Origin of the sequence: Microbacterium sp. 18062, from assembly GCF_902706225.1 — a bacterium.
Lineage (GTDB): Bacteria > Actinomycetota > Actinomycetes > Actinomycetales > Microbacteriaceae > Microbacterium.
Genome location: NZ_CACSKB010000009.1, coordinates 73,264 through 88,862, shown reverse-complemented (window position 1 = coordinate 88,862; position 15,599 = coordinate 73,264). Strand labels below are relative to the sequence as shown.

Sequence of the window (15,599 nt, the reverse complement as noted above, 5' to 3'; positions counted from 1 at the left end):
TCCATGCGCAAACTCATCCACACCCTCCACGACCACGCAGAACCCGCCCGTCCCGAGCTCCACCTCACCGCCTGACCCCATCCATCACAGGAACAACCGAAGTGACACCACGCCACGGGACTTGACCCCGGGGCAGCTGACCCGCGCCCGACCCGCCTCAGGCCCCGATCTCGTCCAGAGCCCGGCGGGCGGCGCTCATCGCGACGCTCGACGGATACCCTCGTCGCGAGAGTTGTCCGACCAGCCGTCGCAGCGCCGCCTGATCGTCCCGCCCGCCGATCGAGGCGGCCTTGCGCCGCGCGAACTCGAGAGCGCGCTCGAGATCATCATCGGGCATCTCGGCGAGAGCCGCCGCCGCGATGTCGCGCGGCACGCCGCGCTTCGCGAGCGTCTGAGCGATGACCTGCCGGCCCTGACCGCGCCGATCGACACCCGCGTGGACGATCTGCTCGGCGAGAGTCCTGTCGTCGAGATAGCCGAGTCGACGCATCCGGTCGAGGATCGCATCGGACTGATCCGACGCGATCGCCGTCGCTCCGAGCACGGCCCGTGCCTCCTGCTCGGAGAGCGAACGCGTCCGCAGCTTTCGGAGGAGATTCCTCTCCGCGAGCTCGACACCCCCGCCAGAATCCCCGCCGGGACCGTCACCGGGCTCCCGCATGTCGTCCGGGAGACCGGAGGCTGCGACAGGGGACGGATCCTCTCGCCAAGTCGGATGCCAACCCGCCGCGTCCGCGGACGGCTCATGCGATGTCGAGCCGCCGAACAGCCTGGTCACGGGGGCGAGCCGCTCCGACTCGCCCCCGTCGCGTCCGCTCACGGTCACGCCGGACGACGCTGAGCCAGTTCGTCCTCGACGGGCGCATCTGCGCCCCGAGGAACGCCGATGCCGAGCTTCGTCTTGATCTTCTGCTCGATGTCCGCCGCGATGTCGGGGTTCTTCAGCAGGAAGTTGCGCGCGTTCTCCTTGCCCTGGCCCAGCTGCTCGCCGTCGTAGGTGTACCAGGCGCCGGACTTCTTGACGATCGCGTGCTCGACCCCGAAATCGATCAGGCTGCCCTCTCGCGAGATGCCGGTGCCGTACAGGATGTCGAACTCGGCCTGCTTGAAGGGCGGCGCCATCTTGTTCTTGACCACCTTGACGCGAGTGCGGTTGCCGACGGCATCCGTGCCGTCCTTCAGCGTCTCGATGCGACGGATGTCGAGGCGGACCGACGCGTAGAACTTCAGCGCCTTTCCGCCGGCGGTGGTCTCGGGCGAGCCGAAGAACACGCCGATCTTCTCGCGGAGCTGGTTGATGAAGATCATCGTGGTGTTCGTCTGGTTGAGCCCACCGGTCAGCTTGCGCAGCGCCTGCGACATGAGGCGCGCCTGCAGACCGACGTGCGAATCGCCCATCTCGCCCTCGATCTCGGCCTTCGGCACGAGAGCCGCCACCGAGTCGATGACGGCGAGATCGATGGCGCCGGATCGCACCAGCATGTCGGCGATCTCGAGCGCCTGCTCGCCCGTGTCGGGCTGCGACACGAGGAGCTGGTCGATGTCGACGCCCAGCTTCTTCGCGTAGTCGGGGTCGAGCGCGTGCTCGGCGTCGATGAACGCCGCGATACCGCCCGCGCGCTGCACATTGGCGATCGCGTGCAGGGTGAGCGTCGTCTTTCCCGAGGACTCCGGACCGTAGATCTCGATGATGCGTCCGCGCGGAAGACCGCCGACGCCGAGGGCGACATCGAGCGCGATGGAGCCGGTCGGGATGATCTCGACGGGAGCCCGGTCGTCGCTGCCCAGTCGCATGACCGAGCCCTTTCCGAACTGGCGGTCGATCTGGGCGAGGGCCGATTCGAGGGCCTTCTCGCGGTCGGCGGGTGATGGCATGTGATGCTCCTTCTGCTCGCGGTCCGTCGCCTGTAGGCTGTCGCGTCCCGCTCGGGATGGGAGCGGATCCTGCGACAAGGCGGGGTGTCGTTCGACGCTGTCCACGGTACGGAGTGCCTCCGACATCGAGGTCGGAACCACCGCATCCGTGGACAGACGTGTCATCGACACCGTCTGTGCAGGAGCCTATGCGCGGATCGAACGAATCTTCGACGACACGCCGTCAGGAGCGGCGGGGTTCGAGACGACCGGCACCGTGTCGGCGCGCCAGGGGGACGTCGGTCTCCGCGCAGAGCGCGAGCCAGACGGCACGGGGCGGCTCCCCCGCCGCGAGAGCCTCGGTCGCGGTGCGATCGCCGACGGCGGACAGCACCAGATCGGACACCAGGGACGGCCCGCGCGCTCCGAACTCGTCCCGGACCGCTCGATCGAACTCGCTGCGGCGCATTCAGTGCAGGGAGAGCTCGGGCGACGCCATCGCGACGAGCTCGTCGGGGACGACGTCCGGGAAGACGGTGAGCCCCTCGAGGACCGAGAGACGGTCGGAGACCTCACGCATGATCGTTGAGATCGGGACGTCGAGAGCCTCGGCCACCGAGGCGAGGATCTCGCTCGAGGCCTCCTTCTGGCCGCGTTCGACCTCGCTGAGATAGCCCAGGGCGACGCTCGCCCGACTGGCCACCTGGCGGAGGGTGCGACCCTTCTGCAGGCGCAGGTCGCGCAGGACGTCGCCGATTTCGTGACGAACCAGGATCATGTCGGGTGCCCTCCTCTAACCGTCTCGGCCGCTGTCCCGGGCGGACAACGGTACAACCTCGCGTGCTGACAATCTAATCCCGAGCGCTGTGGAACGGGTGAGAATCACCGAATGTAACCGAGTGGTAACGCGCCTTGTTCCCGGCTCGTTCACAAGGCCTCCAGCACGAGGCGCAGGGCGCGACGCACCGTCTCGTGACGGATCTGCTCGCGCGAGCCGTCGAGATGCAGCAGCTCGACGCGAGTGCCGAGCGGCGTCGACACCCCGACGTACACCGTGCCCACGGGCTGACCGTCGGGCGAGGCGGGACCCGCGATCCCCGTCGTCGACACGCCGACCTCGACACGCCCGGACCGGCCTGCCAGGGCGTCGCGCACCCCCTCGGCCATCTGCCGCGCCACCTTCGGCTGGACGGGTCCGTCGAGCTCCAGGATGGTGCCGTCCACACCCAGCACGGACTGCTTCAGATCGGTCGCGTACGCAACGATGCCGCCGCGCACGTGCGCGGACGAGCCGGGCACCGTCACGAGCTCGGCGCACAGGAGCCCTCCGGTCAGCGACTCCGCCACGGCGACCGTCCACCCGAGCTCCCCGAGCCGCTCGATGAGGCGCTCGGCATCCGTCCGGCGCCCCGGGATGATCGAGGTCGATTCGTCGATCGCGGATCCGTCGAGGGGAGAGTCACGCTGCATGACCGGTCCCCGCTGCCCGCGATCGACGTGCCCGTACCTCGCTGACCACGTAGTCGACGCCGCTGGCGACCGTGAGGATCACCGCGATCCACATGGTCACGGTGTTCACCCAGCCGATCCAGTCGCCCACGACCGAGGCGAGCGGCAGCAGGGCGAGCGAGAGCGCCACCGCCTGGGCGACGGTCTTGAGCTTGCCCATCCAGGCGGCGGCCAGCACATGGTCGCTCACGACGACGAACCGGTAGACCGTGATGCCGATCTCACGGACGAGCACGACGATCGTGACCCACCACGGGAGCTCGGCCAGGATCGACAGGCCCACGAACGCGCACCCGGTGAGCACCTTGTCGGCGATCGGATCGAGCAGCTTGCCGAGATCCGTCACGATATCGTGCGTGCGGGCGATGTGACCGTCGATGCCGTCGGTCGCGATCGCCACGACGAACAGCGCCGCCGCGGTCCATCTCAGCGGACCGTCGGCGCCGGCATCGGCCAGCAGGAGCCAGACGAAGACCGGGGCGCAGAGGATGCGCACGATCGTGATGGCGTTGGGGAGCTGGCGGGGAACCGTCACGCACCGAGCCTATCCGTGTCGCGGCCCTCAGTCGCGACCGGTCAGACCCCAGGCGTCCTCGGACTCCTCGTCGCCGTCGACGACCTCATGGCCGTCGAACTGGGCCGAGACCGCGTCGGGTCCGTACGGATCCGACACCGTTCCCGGATCGGCGGGCACGTCCTGGCCGCGCAGCCGCGCGAGCACCCCGGGCAGCTGCTCGACGGTCACCATGACGTCGCGCGCCTTCGATCCCTCCGAAGGACCCACGATCTCGCGCGACTCCAGCAGGTCCATGAGCCGGCCCGCCTTCGCGAACCCCACGCGCAGCTTGCGCTGGAGCATCGACGTCGATCCGAACTGGGTCGACACGACCAGCTCGGCGGCGGCGAGGAGAAGCTCGAGGTCGTCGCCGATGTCCGCGTCGATCTCCTTCTTCTCGGCGACCGCCTGAACGTCGGCGCGATACTCCGGCCGCGCCTGCCCGGTCGCGTGCGCCACGACCTTCTCGATCTCGATCTCGCTGACCCAGGCGCCCTGCACGCGCACGGCCTTCGACGTCCCCATGGGCAGGAAGAGCCCGTCGCCCTGCCCGATCAGCCGATCGGCGCCGGGCTGATCGAGGATGACGCGCGAGTCGGTGACGCTCGTGACCGCGAAGGCCAGACGGGACGGCACGTTCGCCTTGATCAGACCGGTCACGACGTCGACGCTCGGTCGCTGGGTGGCGAGGACCAGATGGATGCCGCTGGCACGCGCCAGCTGCGTGATCCGCACGATCGAGTCCTCGACGTCGCGCGGGGCCACCATCATCAGGTCTGCGAGCTCGTCGACCACGACGAGGAGGTACGGGTAGGGCTTGAGAACGCGCTCGCTGCCCTCCGGGAGCTGGATCTGGCCGGCCACGACGGCCTTGTTGAAGTCATCGATGTGACGGAATCCGAACGACGCGAGGTCGTCGTACCGCATGTCCATCTCCTTCACTACCCACTGCAGCGCCTCGGCCGCCTTCTTGGGGTTCGTGATGATGGGCGTGATCAGATGCGGCACGCCTGCGTAGGAGGTCAGCTCCACGCGCTTCGGGTCGATCAGCACCATCCGCACCTCGGACGGCTTCGCCCGCATCAGGAGACTGGTGATCATCGAGTTGACGAAGCTCGACTTGCCGGAGCCGGTGGAGCCGGCCACGAGCAGGTGGGGCATCTTCGCGAGGTTCGCGACCACGAATCCGCCGCCGACGTCCTTGCCGACGCCGATGGTCATCGGGTGGGTCGCCTGCTGGGCGGCGGTCGAGCGCAGGACATCGCCGAGGGTGACGATCTCGCGATCGGTGTTCGGGATCTCGACGCCGATCGCGCTCTTTCCGGGTATCGGCGCCAGGATCCGGACCTCGTTCGAGGCGACCGCGTAGGCGATGTTGTTGGTCAGCGCGGTGATCCGCTCGACCTTCACGCCGGGACCGAGCCCCACCTCGTACTGGGTCACCGTCGGGCCGCGCGAGAAGCCGGTCACGCGGGCGTCGATGCCGAACTGCTCGAAGACGCCCATGATGGCGCGGACGATGATGTCGTTGGCCTCGGAGCGCTCCTTCGGGACCGAGCCGGGGGCGAGCGACGTCATCGACGGCAGCGTGTACGGCGCGGACGGCGGCAAGCGGTCGCCGCTGCTGCCGTAGCCGTCGACGCCGGGCAGTTCCGGTTGCGGGCCCGTGTCGCCGTCGTCCTGCAGCCCGCCGGCGGCACGGCCGTCCGCGACGGCGCGTTCGGCGGCCGCGATGACGGACGGGTCGATGACCTCGGTCAGCGCATCGGGCGCGGGCGGCAGCGGCGGCGGCACCGGGACGGCGGGTTCGATGGCCTTCTCGAAGCCGCCGCGCGCCTGCTGGTCGGAGAACAGCAGCTCGGTGAGGTCCTGGGATCCGGCGGCGGGCGCACCCGGATCCTCTTCGCGCCCCGTCCTGTTGCGCCGCCACCACGGGATCGACTCGGTCGGGTCGTCGTCGACCGACGCGGGCGGCCCGGCCTCGACCGCCTGCGCCGGATCACGACGCTCGGCACCGAACATCCAGGCGTAGAGGTCGCCGAGCCGCCGACCGATGCGGTTCGGCGGGGTCTTGGTGAGGATGAGGACGCTGAGGGCGGCGAGGACGGCGAGCAGGATGCACGCGCCGATCTCGGTCAGCATCGCGGGCGGCTCGCCGACCATCCACCCGAACAGGCCGCCCGCCTCGCTGAGCGTCGGAAGCCCGGAGCTCGGCTGCGGACGCCCGCCCAGCACGTGGCAGAAGCCCGCGATCGAGAGGACGAAGAGGGCGAAGCCGATCCCGATCCGTCCGTTGTCGTGCACCGAGGAGGGGTGTCGGAAGAGCCATCCGGCCAGGATCACGAGGAGGACGGGCATCACGAAGGCGACGCGGCCGACGAGGGCGCCGACGCTGTAGGCGCTGATCGTCGCGGAGGCCTCGACGCCGATGAAGAACCACTCCGTCACCGCGCCGGCGACCGCCAGCAGCACGAGCAGGAAGGGGAAACCGTCCCGGCGCTGCTCCTTCTCGAGCGTCTCGGGGCCGAATGTCCGGAACAGACCGCCCGTCAGGTGGGCGAGCGCCATCCAGGCACGGACGACGACCGAGGGCTTCTCCTCGTCGCCGACGTAGCGCTTGGGAGCCGGGGCGGGCTTGCGCCCGCGGGTCGATGCGCCCTTGGTCGGGGCGCTGCGCGTCGAGGCGGAACTACGGGCCATGCTCCCACGCTATGCGCGGGATCCGACGTCGGGCGGTAGGCACGCGGGAACAGCTCACCGCAGTCGCACCACCATCGTGTCGCGACCGATGCCGGGCGAGGTCACCGCGAACCCCTCCGACCGGTACAGCGTCACGGCGTAGTTGCCCCGCTCCACGCTCAGACTCAGCCGCGCATAACCGCACGCACGCGCCTGGTCCATCAGCCGGCGCAGCAGCGCCCGCCCGACCCCGTGCGCACGCCAGATCGGGCGCACGCCGATGATCAGCTCCGGGACCCCCGTGGCGATGTACCCGAAACCGGGCTCGGTGCGCGGCAGCATCCGGAACCAGGCGGCTCCGATCGGCTCGTCCTGCGGCCCGATCGCGACCAACCCGTCGTCGCCCGGCCGCATCCATCCGGCGATGTAGCGTCCGTGCTCCACGGAGGCGAGGATCTCATGGCGCGGCCGCGCTCCGCCCGCTCGCCAGTTCACCGCCTCGACCACCATGTCCGCGAGGAACGCACCGTCGGCCTGCGCGGCGGAGCGGATGCGGTAGCTCGCGGACATGGCGAGATCCTAGCGCCCGACGATCACGCTTCGATCACGAGCGGCACGATCATCGGCCGGCGGCGCAGGCGCTGGTTCACCCAGCGTCCGATCGTGCGGCGGACGACCTGCGACAGCGCGTGGGAGTCGCGCACGCCCTGACCCGCGGCCTCGGTGAGCGCCGCCGCGATCTTCGGCTTGACGTCGTCGAACACCGAGTCCTGCTCCGCGAATCCGCGGGCGTGGATCTCGGGCCCGGTGATGATGCGCCCGGTCTGCGCGTCGACCACGACGATGACCGAGATGAAGCCCTCCTCGCCGAGGATGCGGCGGTCCTTGAGGTCCGCGTCGGTGATCTCGCCGACCGTCGAGCCGTCGACGTACACGAAGCCGATGTCGAGCTGGCCCACCACGTTCGCCTCGCCGTCCTTCAGGTCGACGACCGTGCCGTTCTCGCCGAGGATCGTGCGCTCGGGCGGGATCCCGGTGTCCTGGGCGAGCTTCGCGTTCGCCATCAGGTGCCGGTACTCGCCGTGCACGGGCAGAACGTTCCTCGGCTTCAGGATGTTGTAGCAGTACAGCAGCTCGCCGGCCGCGGCGTGGCCCGAGACGTGCACCTTCGCGTTGCCCTTGTGGACGACGTTCGCGCCGAGCTTCGTGAGGCCGTCGATCACGCGGTAGATCGCGTTCTCGTTGCCGGGGATGAGGCTCGAGGCGAGGATCACGGTGTCGCCCGGGCCGGGCTCGATCTCGTGGTCGAGGTTCGCCATCCGCGAGAGCACCGCCATCGGCTCGCCCTGCGACCCGGTCGACATGTAGACGATCCGGTCGTCGGGGAGGTCCCGCGCCTTCTTGTAGTCGATCAGCACGCCGTCGGGAACCGTGAGATACCCGAGGTTCTCCGCGATGGTCATGTTGCGGACCATGCTGCGACCGAGGAATGCGACACGGCGACCGTTGGCCGCAGCCGCGTCGATGACCTGCTGCACACGGTGCACGTGGCTCGAGAAGCTCGCCACGATGACACGGCGCGGCGCCTTCGCGATCACCTGGTCGAGCACCGGGCCGATCGAGCGCTCGAGCGGCGTGAAGCCCGGGACGTCCGCGTTGGTCGAGTCCACGAGGAAGAGGTCCACGCCCTCCTCGCCCAGGCGCCCGAAGGCTCGGAGGTCGGTGAGCCGACCGTCGAGCGGCAGCTGGTCCATCTTGAAGTCGCCGGTCGCGAGCGCGATGCCCGCAGGGGTGCGGATGGCCACGGCGAGCGCATCGGGGATCGAGTGGTTGACCGCGACGAACTCGAGGTCGAACGGACCGACCCGCTCCTGCTGCCCCTCCTTCACCGTCAGGGTGTACGACTTCACCCGGTGCTCCTTGAGCTTCGCCTCGACGAGCGCGAGAGTGAGCCCCGACCCGATGAGGGGGATGTCGTTCTTCAGCCTGAGCAGGTAGGGCACCGCGCCGATGTGGTCCTCGTGCCCGTGCGTGAGCACGATGCCGACGATGTCGTCGAGGCGTCCGCGGATCGGGGCGAAGTCCGGCAGGATCAGGTCGACGCCGGGCTGATGCTCCTCGGGGAACAGCACCCCGCAGTCCACCACGAGGAGCTTGCCCTCGTACTCGAAGACGGTCATGTTGCGCCCGACCTCGCCGAGGCCGCCGAGCGGCGTGACACGGAGCGTTCCGGGCTCGAGGGTGGGCGGGTCGTACAGGGTCGTGGCCATGGCGTGCCTTTCCGGGTGCGGCGGGGCGCCGCATCCGTCCTCACCGCCTCCCGGCGGCCGCCCGCGCGGTGCGGGCTCTTCGCGCTCGCCTCGTGGCGAGCTGATGTCAACGTGTCGTGCCGTGCACCTTCGGCAGAGCGCCGCCCGCGGCCGCGTTGCGGTCGGGGCGGAAGTTCGAGAAGTCCGCACCGGGGACGTCGGCGACGAGGGCGAGCTCGTCCTCGATGAGGGCGGCCTCCCACTCCTCCGGGCCAACCAGCGGCAGTCGCACGCGCGGGCTCGAGATGCGGCCGAGACCGTGCAGGATGTACTTCGCGCTCACCGTGCCGGGAACGTGGGTCATGACCGCCCGCACGAGCGGCTCGAGGCGCTTGTGCTCGGCGGTGGCCGCGGCGAGGTCGCCGCGGTTCACGGCGTCGACGATCGTGCGGTAGGGCGCCGCGGCGATGTTCGCCGTCACCCCGATGAGGCCCGTCGCCCCGATGGAGAGGTGCGGCAGCACGTTCGCGTCGTCGCCGGAGAAGTAGAGCAGCTCGGTCTGGTTGAGCACGCGGCTCACCTCGCTGAAGTCGCCCTTGGCGTCCTTGATCGCGAGGATGTTGGGGTGCTTGGCGAGGCGCAGGATCGTCTCGTACCTGATCGGCACGCCGGTGCGGCCGGGGATGTCGTAGAGGATCACGGGCAGGTCCGTCGCGTCCGCGACGAGACGGAAGTGCGTGAGGATGCCGGCCTGCGTGGGCTTGTTGTAGTACGGGGTGACGATCATGATGCCGTCGGCGCCGGCCTTCTCGCTCGCCCGGTACAGCTCGATCGCGTGCGCGGTCTCGTTCGATCCGCCACCCGTGATGATCTTGGCGCGTCCGGCCGCGACGTCCTTGCCGATCTCGACGAGGCGCAGCTTCTCGGGATCGGTCAGCGTGCTCGTCTCGCCGGTGGTGCCCGTCACCACGATGCCGTCGGCTCCGGAGGTGATGACGTCGTCGATGTGCTTCTCGACCGCGGGCCAGTCGACCTCGCCATCGGCCGTCATCGGGGTGACGAGCGCGACGAGCACCTGTCCGAAGGGATTGCCCGTGTGCGTCATGCTCCCAGGTTATCGGTCGCGGCCGTGCATGGCGGCCCGTCATGCGGCCGCGATGGGACTCGGGACGAACGGACGGGGCCCCGAACCGTCGCCGGTCGTCGGGTCGGTGGGGCGGATGCACCCGGAAGCGGCCTGTGGGGCACGTCCGGGTCAATGCATCCGACGACTGCGGATCGATCCCAGCCGGGTGAGCACCGCACGCTCGACGGTCGACCAGTCGTGCACGACCATCGCGTAGTCGAATCGCAGCGTCTCGTACCCGGCGGCGGCGGCCACCGCATCCCGCATCAGATCGCGGTGGCGCTGCGCGGGCCCCTCGTGGTTGCCCTTGCCATCGACCTCCAGGATGAGGACCCCATCGACGAGGAAGTCGACGAACCCGACGCCAGCAATGGCCGCTTGGCTCTCCATCCCGATGCCGAGACGGTGGAGGCGCAGACGCAGGATCGACTCGAGTCCGCTGTCGGCCGACGGGCGGGCGATGTCGACGAGCCATCGTTGATGCGCGGGCAGTCCGGCGCGCACCTCCACGCGCGACGCCGACGTCAGGAGCCCGCGGCGCCAGGCGGACTCGAACGCCGCGAAGAACGCCTCGTCTCCCAGGCACCGCGCGAGCTGCACGAGGGCCTGCACGACGCCGACCATGCCGAACGCGGAGGAGCCCGCATCCCGATGCGCGACGCACGAACAGCCCGGATGCCGATGAGCGCGACCCTTCGCGCCCAGCCACACGTGCGGGCGGTTCACGTCCTCGAGGATCCAGACTCCCCGCGACCGGAGCGCTGACGTGCAGGCGACCTCGCCGCCGTGCCGGGCTGCCTCGAGAAGGATCGGATCCGCGTGCGGCAGCGCGTACACGCCCTCTCGAAGACGGACGAGGGCGTCGCGGCACACGGCGCGACGCAGGTCCTCCCGGGTGGCGCCGAGGCGCAGGAGCTCCCGAGAGCGAGCCACACCGCCGTGTTGGGCGACGAGATCGGCGAGGGAAGAGGGACGCATCGCCCCACCGTGGCGTGCGGCCGTGGCCGCGACAGCGGCACGAGAGCCGACTGTGGACGGAGACGAGCTCTTTTCGGTCTGGGGAGGTCGGATGGCCGACGGCAGAATCGCGGGCAGACCCTCAGTCGTCGGATCGGTGGGGCGGATGACCTCCCCTGAGACACCTGAGGCGCCGGGAAGGCGGGTTCTCCGACGACTGAGGGCGCGCGAGCCGGGCGCCGTAGGGTGTGGGGATGGCATGGCGCACCCGCGGCTCACGCACGGTCTACGAGAACCGCTGGATCCACGTCCGGGAGGACGACGTCCTGGGCCCGGACGGCGAGGGCATCTACGGGGTGGTGCGGATGCAGCATCCCGCCGTGTTCGTCGTCGCCCTCGACGACGAGGACCGCGTGTGCCTGATCGCCCTCGACCGCTACACGACCGGTCGATCGATCGAGGTGCCGGCCGGCGGCACCGACGGCGAGGACCCCCTGGTCGCCGCACAGCGCGAGCTGCGGGAGGAGACCGGTCTCGAGGCGGCGCGCTGGGAGCACCTCGGCACGATGAACGCGCTGAACGGGATCGCCGACGCCCCCGAGCACGTCTTCCTCGCCTGCGGAGCCCGGCTCGCGACGGATGCGGACGCCACCCGCGCCGAGGAGGGCATCGACGAGGTCCGCTGGGTGCCGTTCGCCGAGGCGCTCGGGATGATCGCCTCGGGCGGGCTCACTGACGGCGAGACCATCGCCGCGCTCGCCTACGCGGGCATCCGCCTCGGCCGCTTCGTCTGAGCCGCCGCGCCCTCCCGGCGACCCCGTCTACCCGGCGGTGCGCCGATAGGTCGTGAACCGGTACCGGATGCCGCTGCGCGAGGTGTGCCACCCTCCGGCCGGATCGAGGACGACCGGCGCCCATCCGTCGAGCGCCGGAGCGTGGGTGTCCCCCTCGACCTCGAGGTCGAGGTCGGTGACCTCCAGCAGGTCGGCCCGCTCGATCGCCTCGGCGTAGAGCCGACCGCCGCCGATCACCCAGATCCGTCCGGCGCCGGCGGCCTCCAGCGCCTCGTCGAGCGATGCGGCCGGCTCCGCGCCGGGCGCCGACCACCCCGGGGTGCGGGTGACCACGATGTTGCGACGGTCCGGAAGCGGCCGGAAGCGCTCGGGGAACGACTCCCAGGTGCGCCGCCCCATGACCACCGGATGCCCCGAGGTGACCGCCTTGAAATGCGCGAGGTCCTCGGGCACGTGCCACGGCATCCCTCCCCCGGCGCCGATCACGCGGTCGCGCGCCTGCGCCCAGATGAGGCCGACGCCGCTCACACCGCGACCGCCCCGCGGATCGCGGGGTGGTGCCGGTAGTCCTCGATCACGACATCCTCGTAGCTGTAGTCGAAGATGGAGTCGGGCTTCCGCGCGAAGCGCAGGCGCGGGGCGGGGTAGGGATCGCGCGTCAGCTGCTCCTGCACCTGATCGAGGTGATTGTCGTAGATGTGGCAGTCGCCACCGGTCCAGACGAAGTCGCCGGGCTCGAGGCCCGTCTGCTGCGCGATCATCGCGGTCAGCAGGGCGTACGAGGCGATGTTGAACGGCACGCCGAGGAACATGTCGGCGCTGCGCTGATAGAGCTGGCACGACAGCCTGCCGTCGGCGACGTAGAACTGGAACAGCGCGTGGCAGGGCGCGAGGGCCATGTCCGGGATGTCCGCGGGGTTCCAGGCGGAGACGATGAGCCGGCGGGAGTCGGGCGTCGCGCGGATCTGGTCGATCACCTGCGAGAGCTGGTCGATCGTGTCGCCGCCGGCCGTCGGCCAGGACCGCCACTGCACGCCGTAGACGGGGCCGAGCTCGCCGTCCGCATCCGCCCACTCGTCCCAGATGGTCACACCGTTCTCCTGCAGCCATCGCACGTTCGACGCCCCGCGCAGGAACCACAGCAGCTCGTAGACGATCGACTTGAGGTGCACGCGCTTGGTCGTCACGAGCGGGAAGCCCTCGGACAGGTCGAAACGGATCTGCCGGCCGAACACGCTCGTCGTGCCCGTTCCGGTGCGGTCCGACTTGTGCGTTCCGTGCGCGAGCACGTCGCGGAGCAGGTCTTCGTAGGGCGCAGGGGTCGAGGCGGCGGTCACGCGCATCACGATACCCGCGCGCCGGCTGCGTACGGTGGTGGATCGATTGTTACGAGAGATCGTCATTCGACCGCGCGGCCTCCAGACGGGTCTAGCCTGGGATGCCGTGGACCTCTTCGTCGCCATCATCGTGCTGACCGCTCTTCTGGCGGTCACCGTCGGCGTGGGCGTCTTCCTCCGCTGGGCGCAGAACAGGCCGCGCCGGGTCGATCCCGCCGAGTCGGTGGATCCGCGCCGCCTCGGAGCCGACTCCCTCGGCGACCGGGCGACGCTGCTGCAGTTCAGCACCGAGTTCTGCTCCCGCTGCCCGGGCGTGCATCGCGTGCTGTCGGATGTCGCCGCCCAGCGCAGCGGCGTCGTGCACCTCGACGTCGACCTGACGCATCGGCCCGACATCGCGAAGCACTTCCACGTCCTGCAGACCCCGACGACGCTGATCCTGGATCGGCGCGGCGTCGTCCGCACCCGCTTCGGCGGAACGCCCGGACGCGACGTGATCGAGCTCGAGCTGTCCCGGATCGCCGAGGAGGCACCCTGTGTCTGAACAGACCCCGCCGCGCATCGACGTGCGCGGCCCTCGTTTTGCCGCCGGCATCACCACGGCGCTCCTGCTGGTGGCCGTGTTCCTCGGCCTCGTCGGCATCTCGACCGCCGGGGCGCTCCCGGCCTCGAGCATCGGCGAGCGCGCCCTCGACCCCGCGTTCCTGCTGCTCGTGCTGATCGCGGCTCTGTTCCTCTGGGGCGTCCTCTCGCCGCGCACCGCTCCCTGGGGCGTGCTGTTCCGCCGCGTCGTGCAGCCGCGTCTTCGCCCGGCCACCGAGTTCGAGGACCCGCGTCCCCCGCGCTTCGCCCAGGGGGTGGGCCTGTTCGTCGTCGTGATCGGACTCGTCCTGCACCTCGCCGGCGTGCCGTGGGCGCTGCCGGCCGCGGCCGCGGCGGCGTTCGTCGCCGCGTTCCTGAATGCGGTGTTCGGTCTCTGTCTCGGCTGCCAGCTCTACCTGCTGCTGCAGCGCATCGGCATCATCGGGCGCTCGCGCGCCGCCGCCTGATCGCAGGACGGTTTCCCCGGGGCGCCGCTCGCCCTGTCAAGCCGTCGCGAGCCGGTCGCGGGCGGATTAACCTGGCGTCTGGGCCGACCCGCGGCCGGATCGAAGGGAGCACACGATGAGCGTGACGAGCGAAGCGACGACCAGCTGGACGGGAAGCCTCGCGGAGGGATCGGGGGAGATCGCGCTGGAATCCTCCAACCAGGGCCCGCTCGCGGTCGACTGGAAGGCCCGGAGCGAGGGCTCCGCCTCGGTGACGACGCCGGAGGAACTGCTGGCGGCGGCGCACTCGTCGTGTTTCAGCATGGCACTGTCGCACGCCCTGTCCGAGCACGGGACTCCCCCGACGAGCATCGAGACGACGGCGTCGGTCACCTTCATCCCGGGCACCGGCATCACCGGCAGCCACCTCAACGTGAACGCCGACGTGCCGGGCCTCTCGGCTGAGGACTTCGCCCGCATCACGGAGGAGGCCAAGAGCGGGTGCCCCGTGTCGCAGGCGCTTGCCGGCATCGAGATCACGCTCGAGGCGACGCTTGCCTGAGCCGCGCCACGTCGTCGTCGCGGGCGCGTCCGGCCTGATCGGCCGCGCGCTCGTGACGTCGTTGCGCGCAGATGGCGTCGAGGTCTCGACGCTCGTGCGGCGACCGCCGCGCGAGCGCGACGAGATCGAATGGCTGAGGGATGCGGAACCGCTCGATCCCGGCGTCATCGCGGGTGCCGACGCGGTCGTGTCGCTGAACGGGGCGAGCGTCGGCCGGTTCCCGTGGACGGGCGGATACAAGAGCGAGCTGGTGTGGTCACGGCTTACTCCCACCCGGACGCTCGCCACCGCCATCCGCGCCCTCGGCACCGACGCTCCGGCGCTCGTGTCGGCGTCCGCGGTCGGCTACTACGGCACGGCGCCCGGGGTGCGCCTGAACGAGTCCTCCCCCGCGGGCTCGACGTTCCTCGCCGATCTCTGCGTCAGCTGGGAGCATGCGGCCGCCGAGGCGGGCTCGCACGCCCGCGTGGCGCTGCTGCGCACCGCACCGGTCGTGCACCGGGACGGTGTGCTCAAGCCCCTGCTGCTGCTCACGAGGCTCGGACTGTCCGGCCCGATCGGCCGGGGCACCCAGGCATGGCCGTGGATCACCCTCGACGACGAGGTCGCCGCGATCCGCCACATCCTCGCGACCGACATCGCGGGCCCTGTCAATCTCACCGGACCGACCCGCGCGACGGCAAACGACCTCGGCTTCGCACTCGCCCGGCGGATGAACCGCCCGTATCTCGTTCGCGCTCCGGAGTGGGGTCTGAAGCTCGTGCTCGGACGCGACGCCGCCGAGGCGCTTCTCACGAGCGACCTCGACGTTCATCCCGACGTGCTGGAGCGGACGGGCTTCCGGTTCACGCACCGCACCGTCGAGGATGCGATCGCCGCGGTCGTTCCCGCCGCCGTCTGAGCCGCGTCGGCGTCACGTACTCGCGGGCTCTCCGTGGAGCAGGGAAG

The 15,599-nt window shown here is 70.4% G+C and carries 18 protein-coding genes; 5 read left to right on the top strand and 13 right to left on the bottom strand.

Features of this window, described 5'->3' with window-relative positions:
• Nucleotides 1-157 precede the first annotated feature (157 nt).
• The 11 genes from GVL03_RS05380 to GVL03_RS05330 form a co-directional block, all read right to left on the bottom strand.
• On the bottom strand, nt 158-544 hold the full coding sequence (locus GVL03_RS05380; protein ID WP_235038027.1) for a regulatory protein RecX: 387 nt from the start codon (nt 542-544) through the stop codon (nt 158-160).
• A 278-nt stretch (nt 545-822) separates the two neighbouring features.
• Nucleotides 823-1,875, bottom strand: a complete 1,053-nt coding sequence (gene recA / locus GVL03_RS05375) for a recombinase RecA (protein ID WP_159499967.1) — start codon at nt 1,873-1,875, stop codon at nt 823-825.
• Nucleotides 1,876-2,098: 223 nt separating this feature from the next.
• Nucleotides 2,099-2,323 (bottom strand): DUF3046 domain-containing protein, encoded by a 225-nt coding sequence (locus tag GVL03_RS05370; RefSeq protein ID WP_159499966.1) that lies wholly within the window; start codon nt 2,321-2,323, stop codon nt 2,099-2,101.
• Nucleotides 2,324-2,632 (bottom strand): helix-turn-helix domain-containing protein, encoded by a 309-nt coding sequence (locus GVL03_RS05365; protein ID WP_159499965.1) that lies wholly within the window; start codon nt 2,630-2,632, stop codon nt 2,324-2,326. It lies immediately after the preceding gene.
• Between the two features lie 149 nt (nt 2,633-2,781).
• Complete coding sequence (locus GVL03_RS05360) at nt 2,782-3,324, bottom strand: CinA family protein (protein WP_159499964.1); 543 nt, start codon at nt 3,322-3,324, stop codon at nt 2,782-2,784.
• Nucleotides 3,314-3,898, bottom strand: coding sequence for a CDP-diacylglycerol--glycerol-3-phosphate 3-phosphatidyltransferase (pgsA, locus tag GVL03_RS05355; protein WP_159499963.1), 585 nt, complete (start codon nt 3,896-3,898; stop codon nt 3,314-3,316). Before pgsA ends, GVL03_RS05360 begins: the two co-directional genes overlap by 11 nt.
• Nucleotides 3,899-3,925: 27 nt before the next feature.
• Nucleotides 3,926-6,619, bottom strand: a complete 2,694-nt coding sequence (locus tag GVL03_RS05350) for a DNA translocase FtsK (RefSeq protein ID WP_159499962.1) — start codon at nt 6,617-6,619, stop codon at nt 3,926-3,928.
• 54 nt (nt 6,620-6,673) lie between these two features.
• Nucleotides 6,674-7,168, bottom strand: coding sequence for a GNAT family N-acetyltransferase (locus GVL03_RS05345; protein ID WP_159499961.1), 495 nt, complete (start codon nt 7,166-7,168; stop codon nt 6,674-6,676).
• A gap of 23 nt (nt 7,169-7,191) precedes the next feature.
• Entirely contained in the window at nt 7,192-8,868 is a 1,677-nt protein-coding gene (locus GVL03_RS05340; protein ID WP_159499960.1) for a ribonuclease J, read from the bottom strand.
• Between the two features lie 106 nt (nt 8,869-8,974).
• Nucleotides 8,975-9,952: a 4-hydroxy-tetrahydrodipicolinate synthase gene (dapA, locus tag GVL03_RS05335; protein ID WP_159499959.1), complete on the bottom strand. Its 978-nt coding sequence runs from the start codon at nt 9,950-9,952 to the stop codon at nt 8,975-8,977.
• Nucleotides 9,953-10,102: 150 nt separating this feature from the next.
• The gene (locus tag GVL03_RS05330; protein ID WP_159499958.1) at nt 10,103-10,951 is read right to left on the bottom strand and encodes a type IV toxin-antitoxin system AbiEi family antitoxin domain-containing protein; all 849 of its coding nucleotides are present in this window, start codon (nt 10,949-10,951) and stop codon (nt 10,103-10,105) included.
• Between the two features lie 233 nt (nt 10,952-11,184).
• On the opposite strand from GVL03_RS05330, the gene GVL03_RS05325 reads away from it, so the two are divergent.
• Nucleotides 11,185-11,724, top strand: coding sequence for an NUDIX hydrolase (locus GVL03_RS05325; RefSeq protein WP_159499957.1), 540 nt, complete (start codon nt 11,185-11,187; stop codon nt 11,722-11,724).
• A 27-nt stretch (nt 11,725-11,751) separates the two neighbouring features.
• On the opposite strand, the gene GVL03_RS05320 is transcribed toward GVL03_RS05325, so the two are convergent.
• Nucleotides 11,752-12,252 (bottom strand): dihydrofolate reductase, encoded by a 501-nt coding sequence (locus GVL03_RS05320; RefSeq protein ID WP_159499956.1) that lies wholly within the window; start codon nt 12,250-12,252, stop codon nt 11,752-11,754.
• Entirely contained in the window at nt 12,249-13,067 is an 819-nt protein-coding gene (locus tag GVL03_RS05315) for a thymidylate synthase (protein ID WP_159499955.1), read from the bottom strand. The genes GVL03_RS05320 and GVL03_RS05315 overlap by 4 nt, the downstream gene beginning before the upstream one ends.
• A gap of 100 nt (nt 13,068-13,167) precedes the next feature.
• On the opposite strand from GVL03_RS05315, the gene GVL03_RS05310 reads away from it, so the two are divergent.
• From GVL03_RS05310 to GVL03_RS05295, 4 genes are all read left to right on the top strand, one after another.
• Nucleotides 13,168-13,605, top strand: a complete 438-nt coding sequence (locus tag GVL03_RS05310; RefSeq protein ID WP_159499954.1) for a thioredoxin family protein — start codon at nt 13,168-13,170, stop codon at nt 13,603-13,605.
• Entirely contained in the window at nt 13,598-14,110 is a 513-nt protein-coding gene (locus tag GVL03_RS05305; RefSeq protein ID WP_159499953.1) for a DUF4395 domain-containing protein, read from the top strand. Before GVL03_RS05310 ends, GVL03_RS05305 begins: the two co-directional genes overlap by 8 nt.
• Nucleotides 14,111-14,225: 115 nt before the next feature.
• Nucleotides 14,226-14,651: an OsmC family peroxiredoxin gene (locus GVL03_RS05300; protein ID WP_159499952.1), complete on the top strand. Its 426-nt coding sequence runs from the start codon at nt 14,226-14,228 to the stop codon at nt 14,649-14,651.
• On the top strand, nt 14,644-15,552 hold the full coding sequence (locus tag GVL03_RS05295) for a TIGR01777 family oxidoreductase (protein WP_159499951.1): 909 nt from the start codon (nt 14,644-14,646) through the stop codon (nt 15,550-15,552). The genes GVL03_RS05300 and GVL03_RS05295 overlap by 8 nt, the downstream gene beginning before the upstream one ends.
• The last annotated feature ends 47 nt before the right edge of the window (nt 15,553-15,599 follow it).

Coding starts and splice junctions, on each gene's coding strand:
- GVL03_RS05325 (WP_159499957.1), top strand. CDS start 11,185: ATGGCATGGCGCACCCGCGGCTCACGCACGGTCTACGAGAACCGCTGG.
- dapA (WP_159499959.1), bottom strand. CDS start 9,952: ATGACGCACACGGGCAATCCCTTCGGACAGGTGCTCGTCGCGCTCGTC.
- GVL03_RS05300 (WP_159499952.1), top strand. CDS start 14,226: ATGAGCGTGACGAGCGAAGCGACGACCAGCTGGACGGGAAGCCTCGCG.
- recA (WP_159499967.1), bottom strand. CDS start 1,875: ATGCCATCACCCGCCGACCGCGAGAAGGCCCTCGAATCGGCCCTCGCC.
- GVL03_RS05370 (WP_159499966.1), bottom strand. CDS start 2,323: ATGCGCCGCAGCGAGTTCGATCGAGCGGTCCGGGACGAGTTCGGAGCG.
- GVL03_RS05330 (WP_159499958.1), bottom strand. CDS start 10,951: ATGCGTCCCTCTTCCCTCGCCGATCTCGTCGCCCAACACGGCGGTGTG.
- GVL03_RS05315 (WP_159499955.1), bottom strand. CDS start 13,067: ATGCGCGTGACCGCCGCCTCGACCCCTGCGCCCTACGAAGACCTGCTC.
- GVL03_RS05360 (WP_159499964.1), bottom strand. CDS start 3,324: ATGCAGCGTGACTCTCCCCTCGACGGATCCGCGATCGACGAATCGACC.
- GVL03_RS05350 (WP_159499962.1), bottom strand. CDS start 6,619: ATGGCCCGTAGTTCCGCCTCGACGCGCAGCGCCCCGACCAAGGGCGCA.
- GVL03_RS05345 (WP_159499961.1), bottom strand. CDS start 7,168: ATGTCCGCGAGCTACCGCATCCGCTCCGCCGCGCAGGCCGACGGTGCG.
- GVL03_RS05340 (WP_159499960.1), bottom strand. CDS start 8,868: ATGGCCACGACCCTGTACGACCCGCCCACCCTCGAGCCCGGAACGCTC.
- GVL03_RS05365 (WP_159499965.1), bottom strand. CDS start 2,632: ATGATCCTGGTTCGTCACGAAATCGGCGACGTCCTGCGCGACCTGCGC.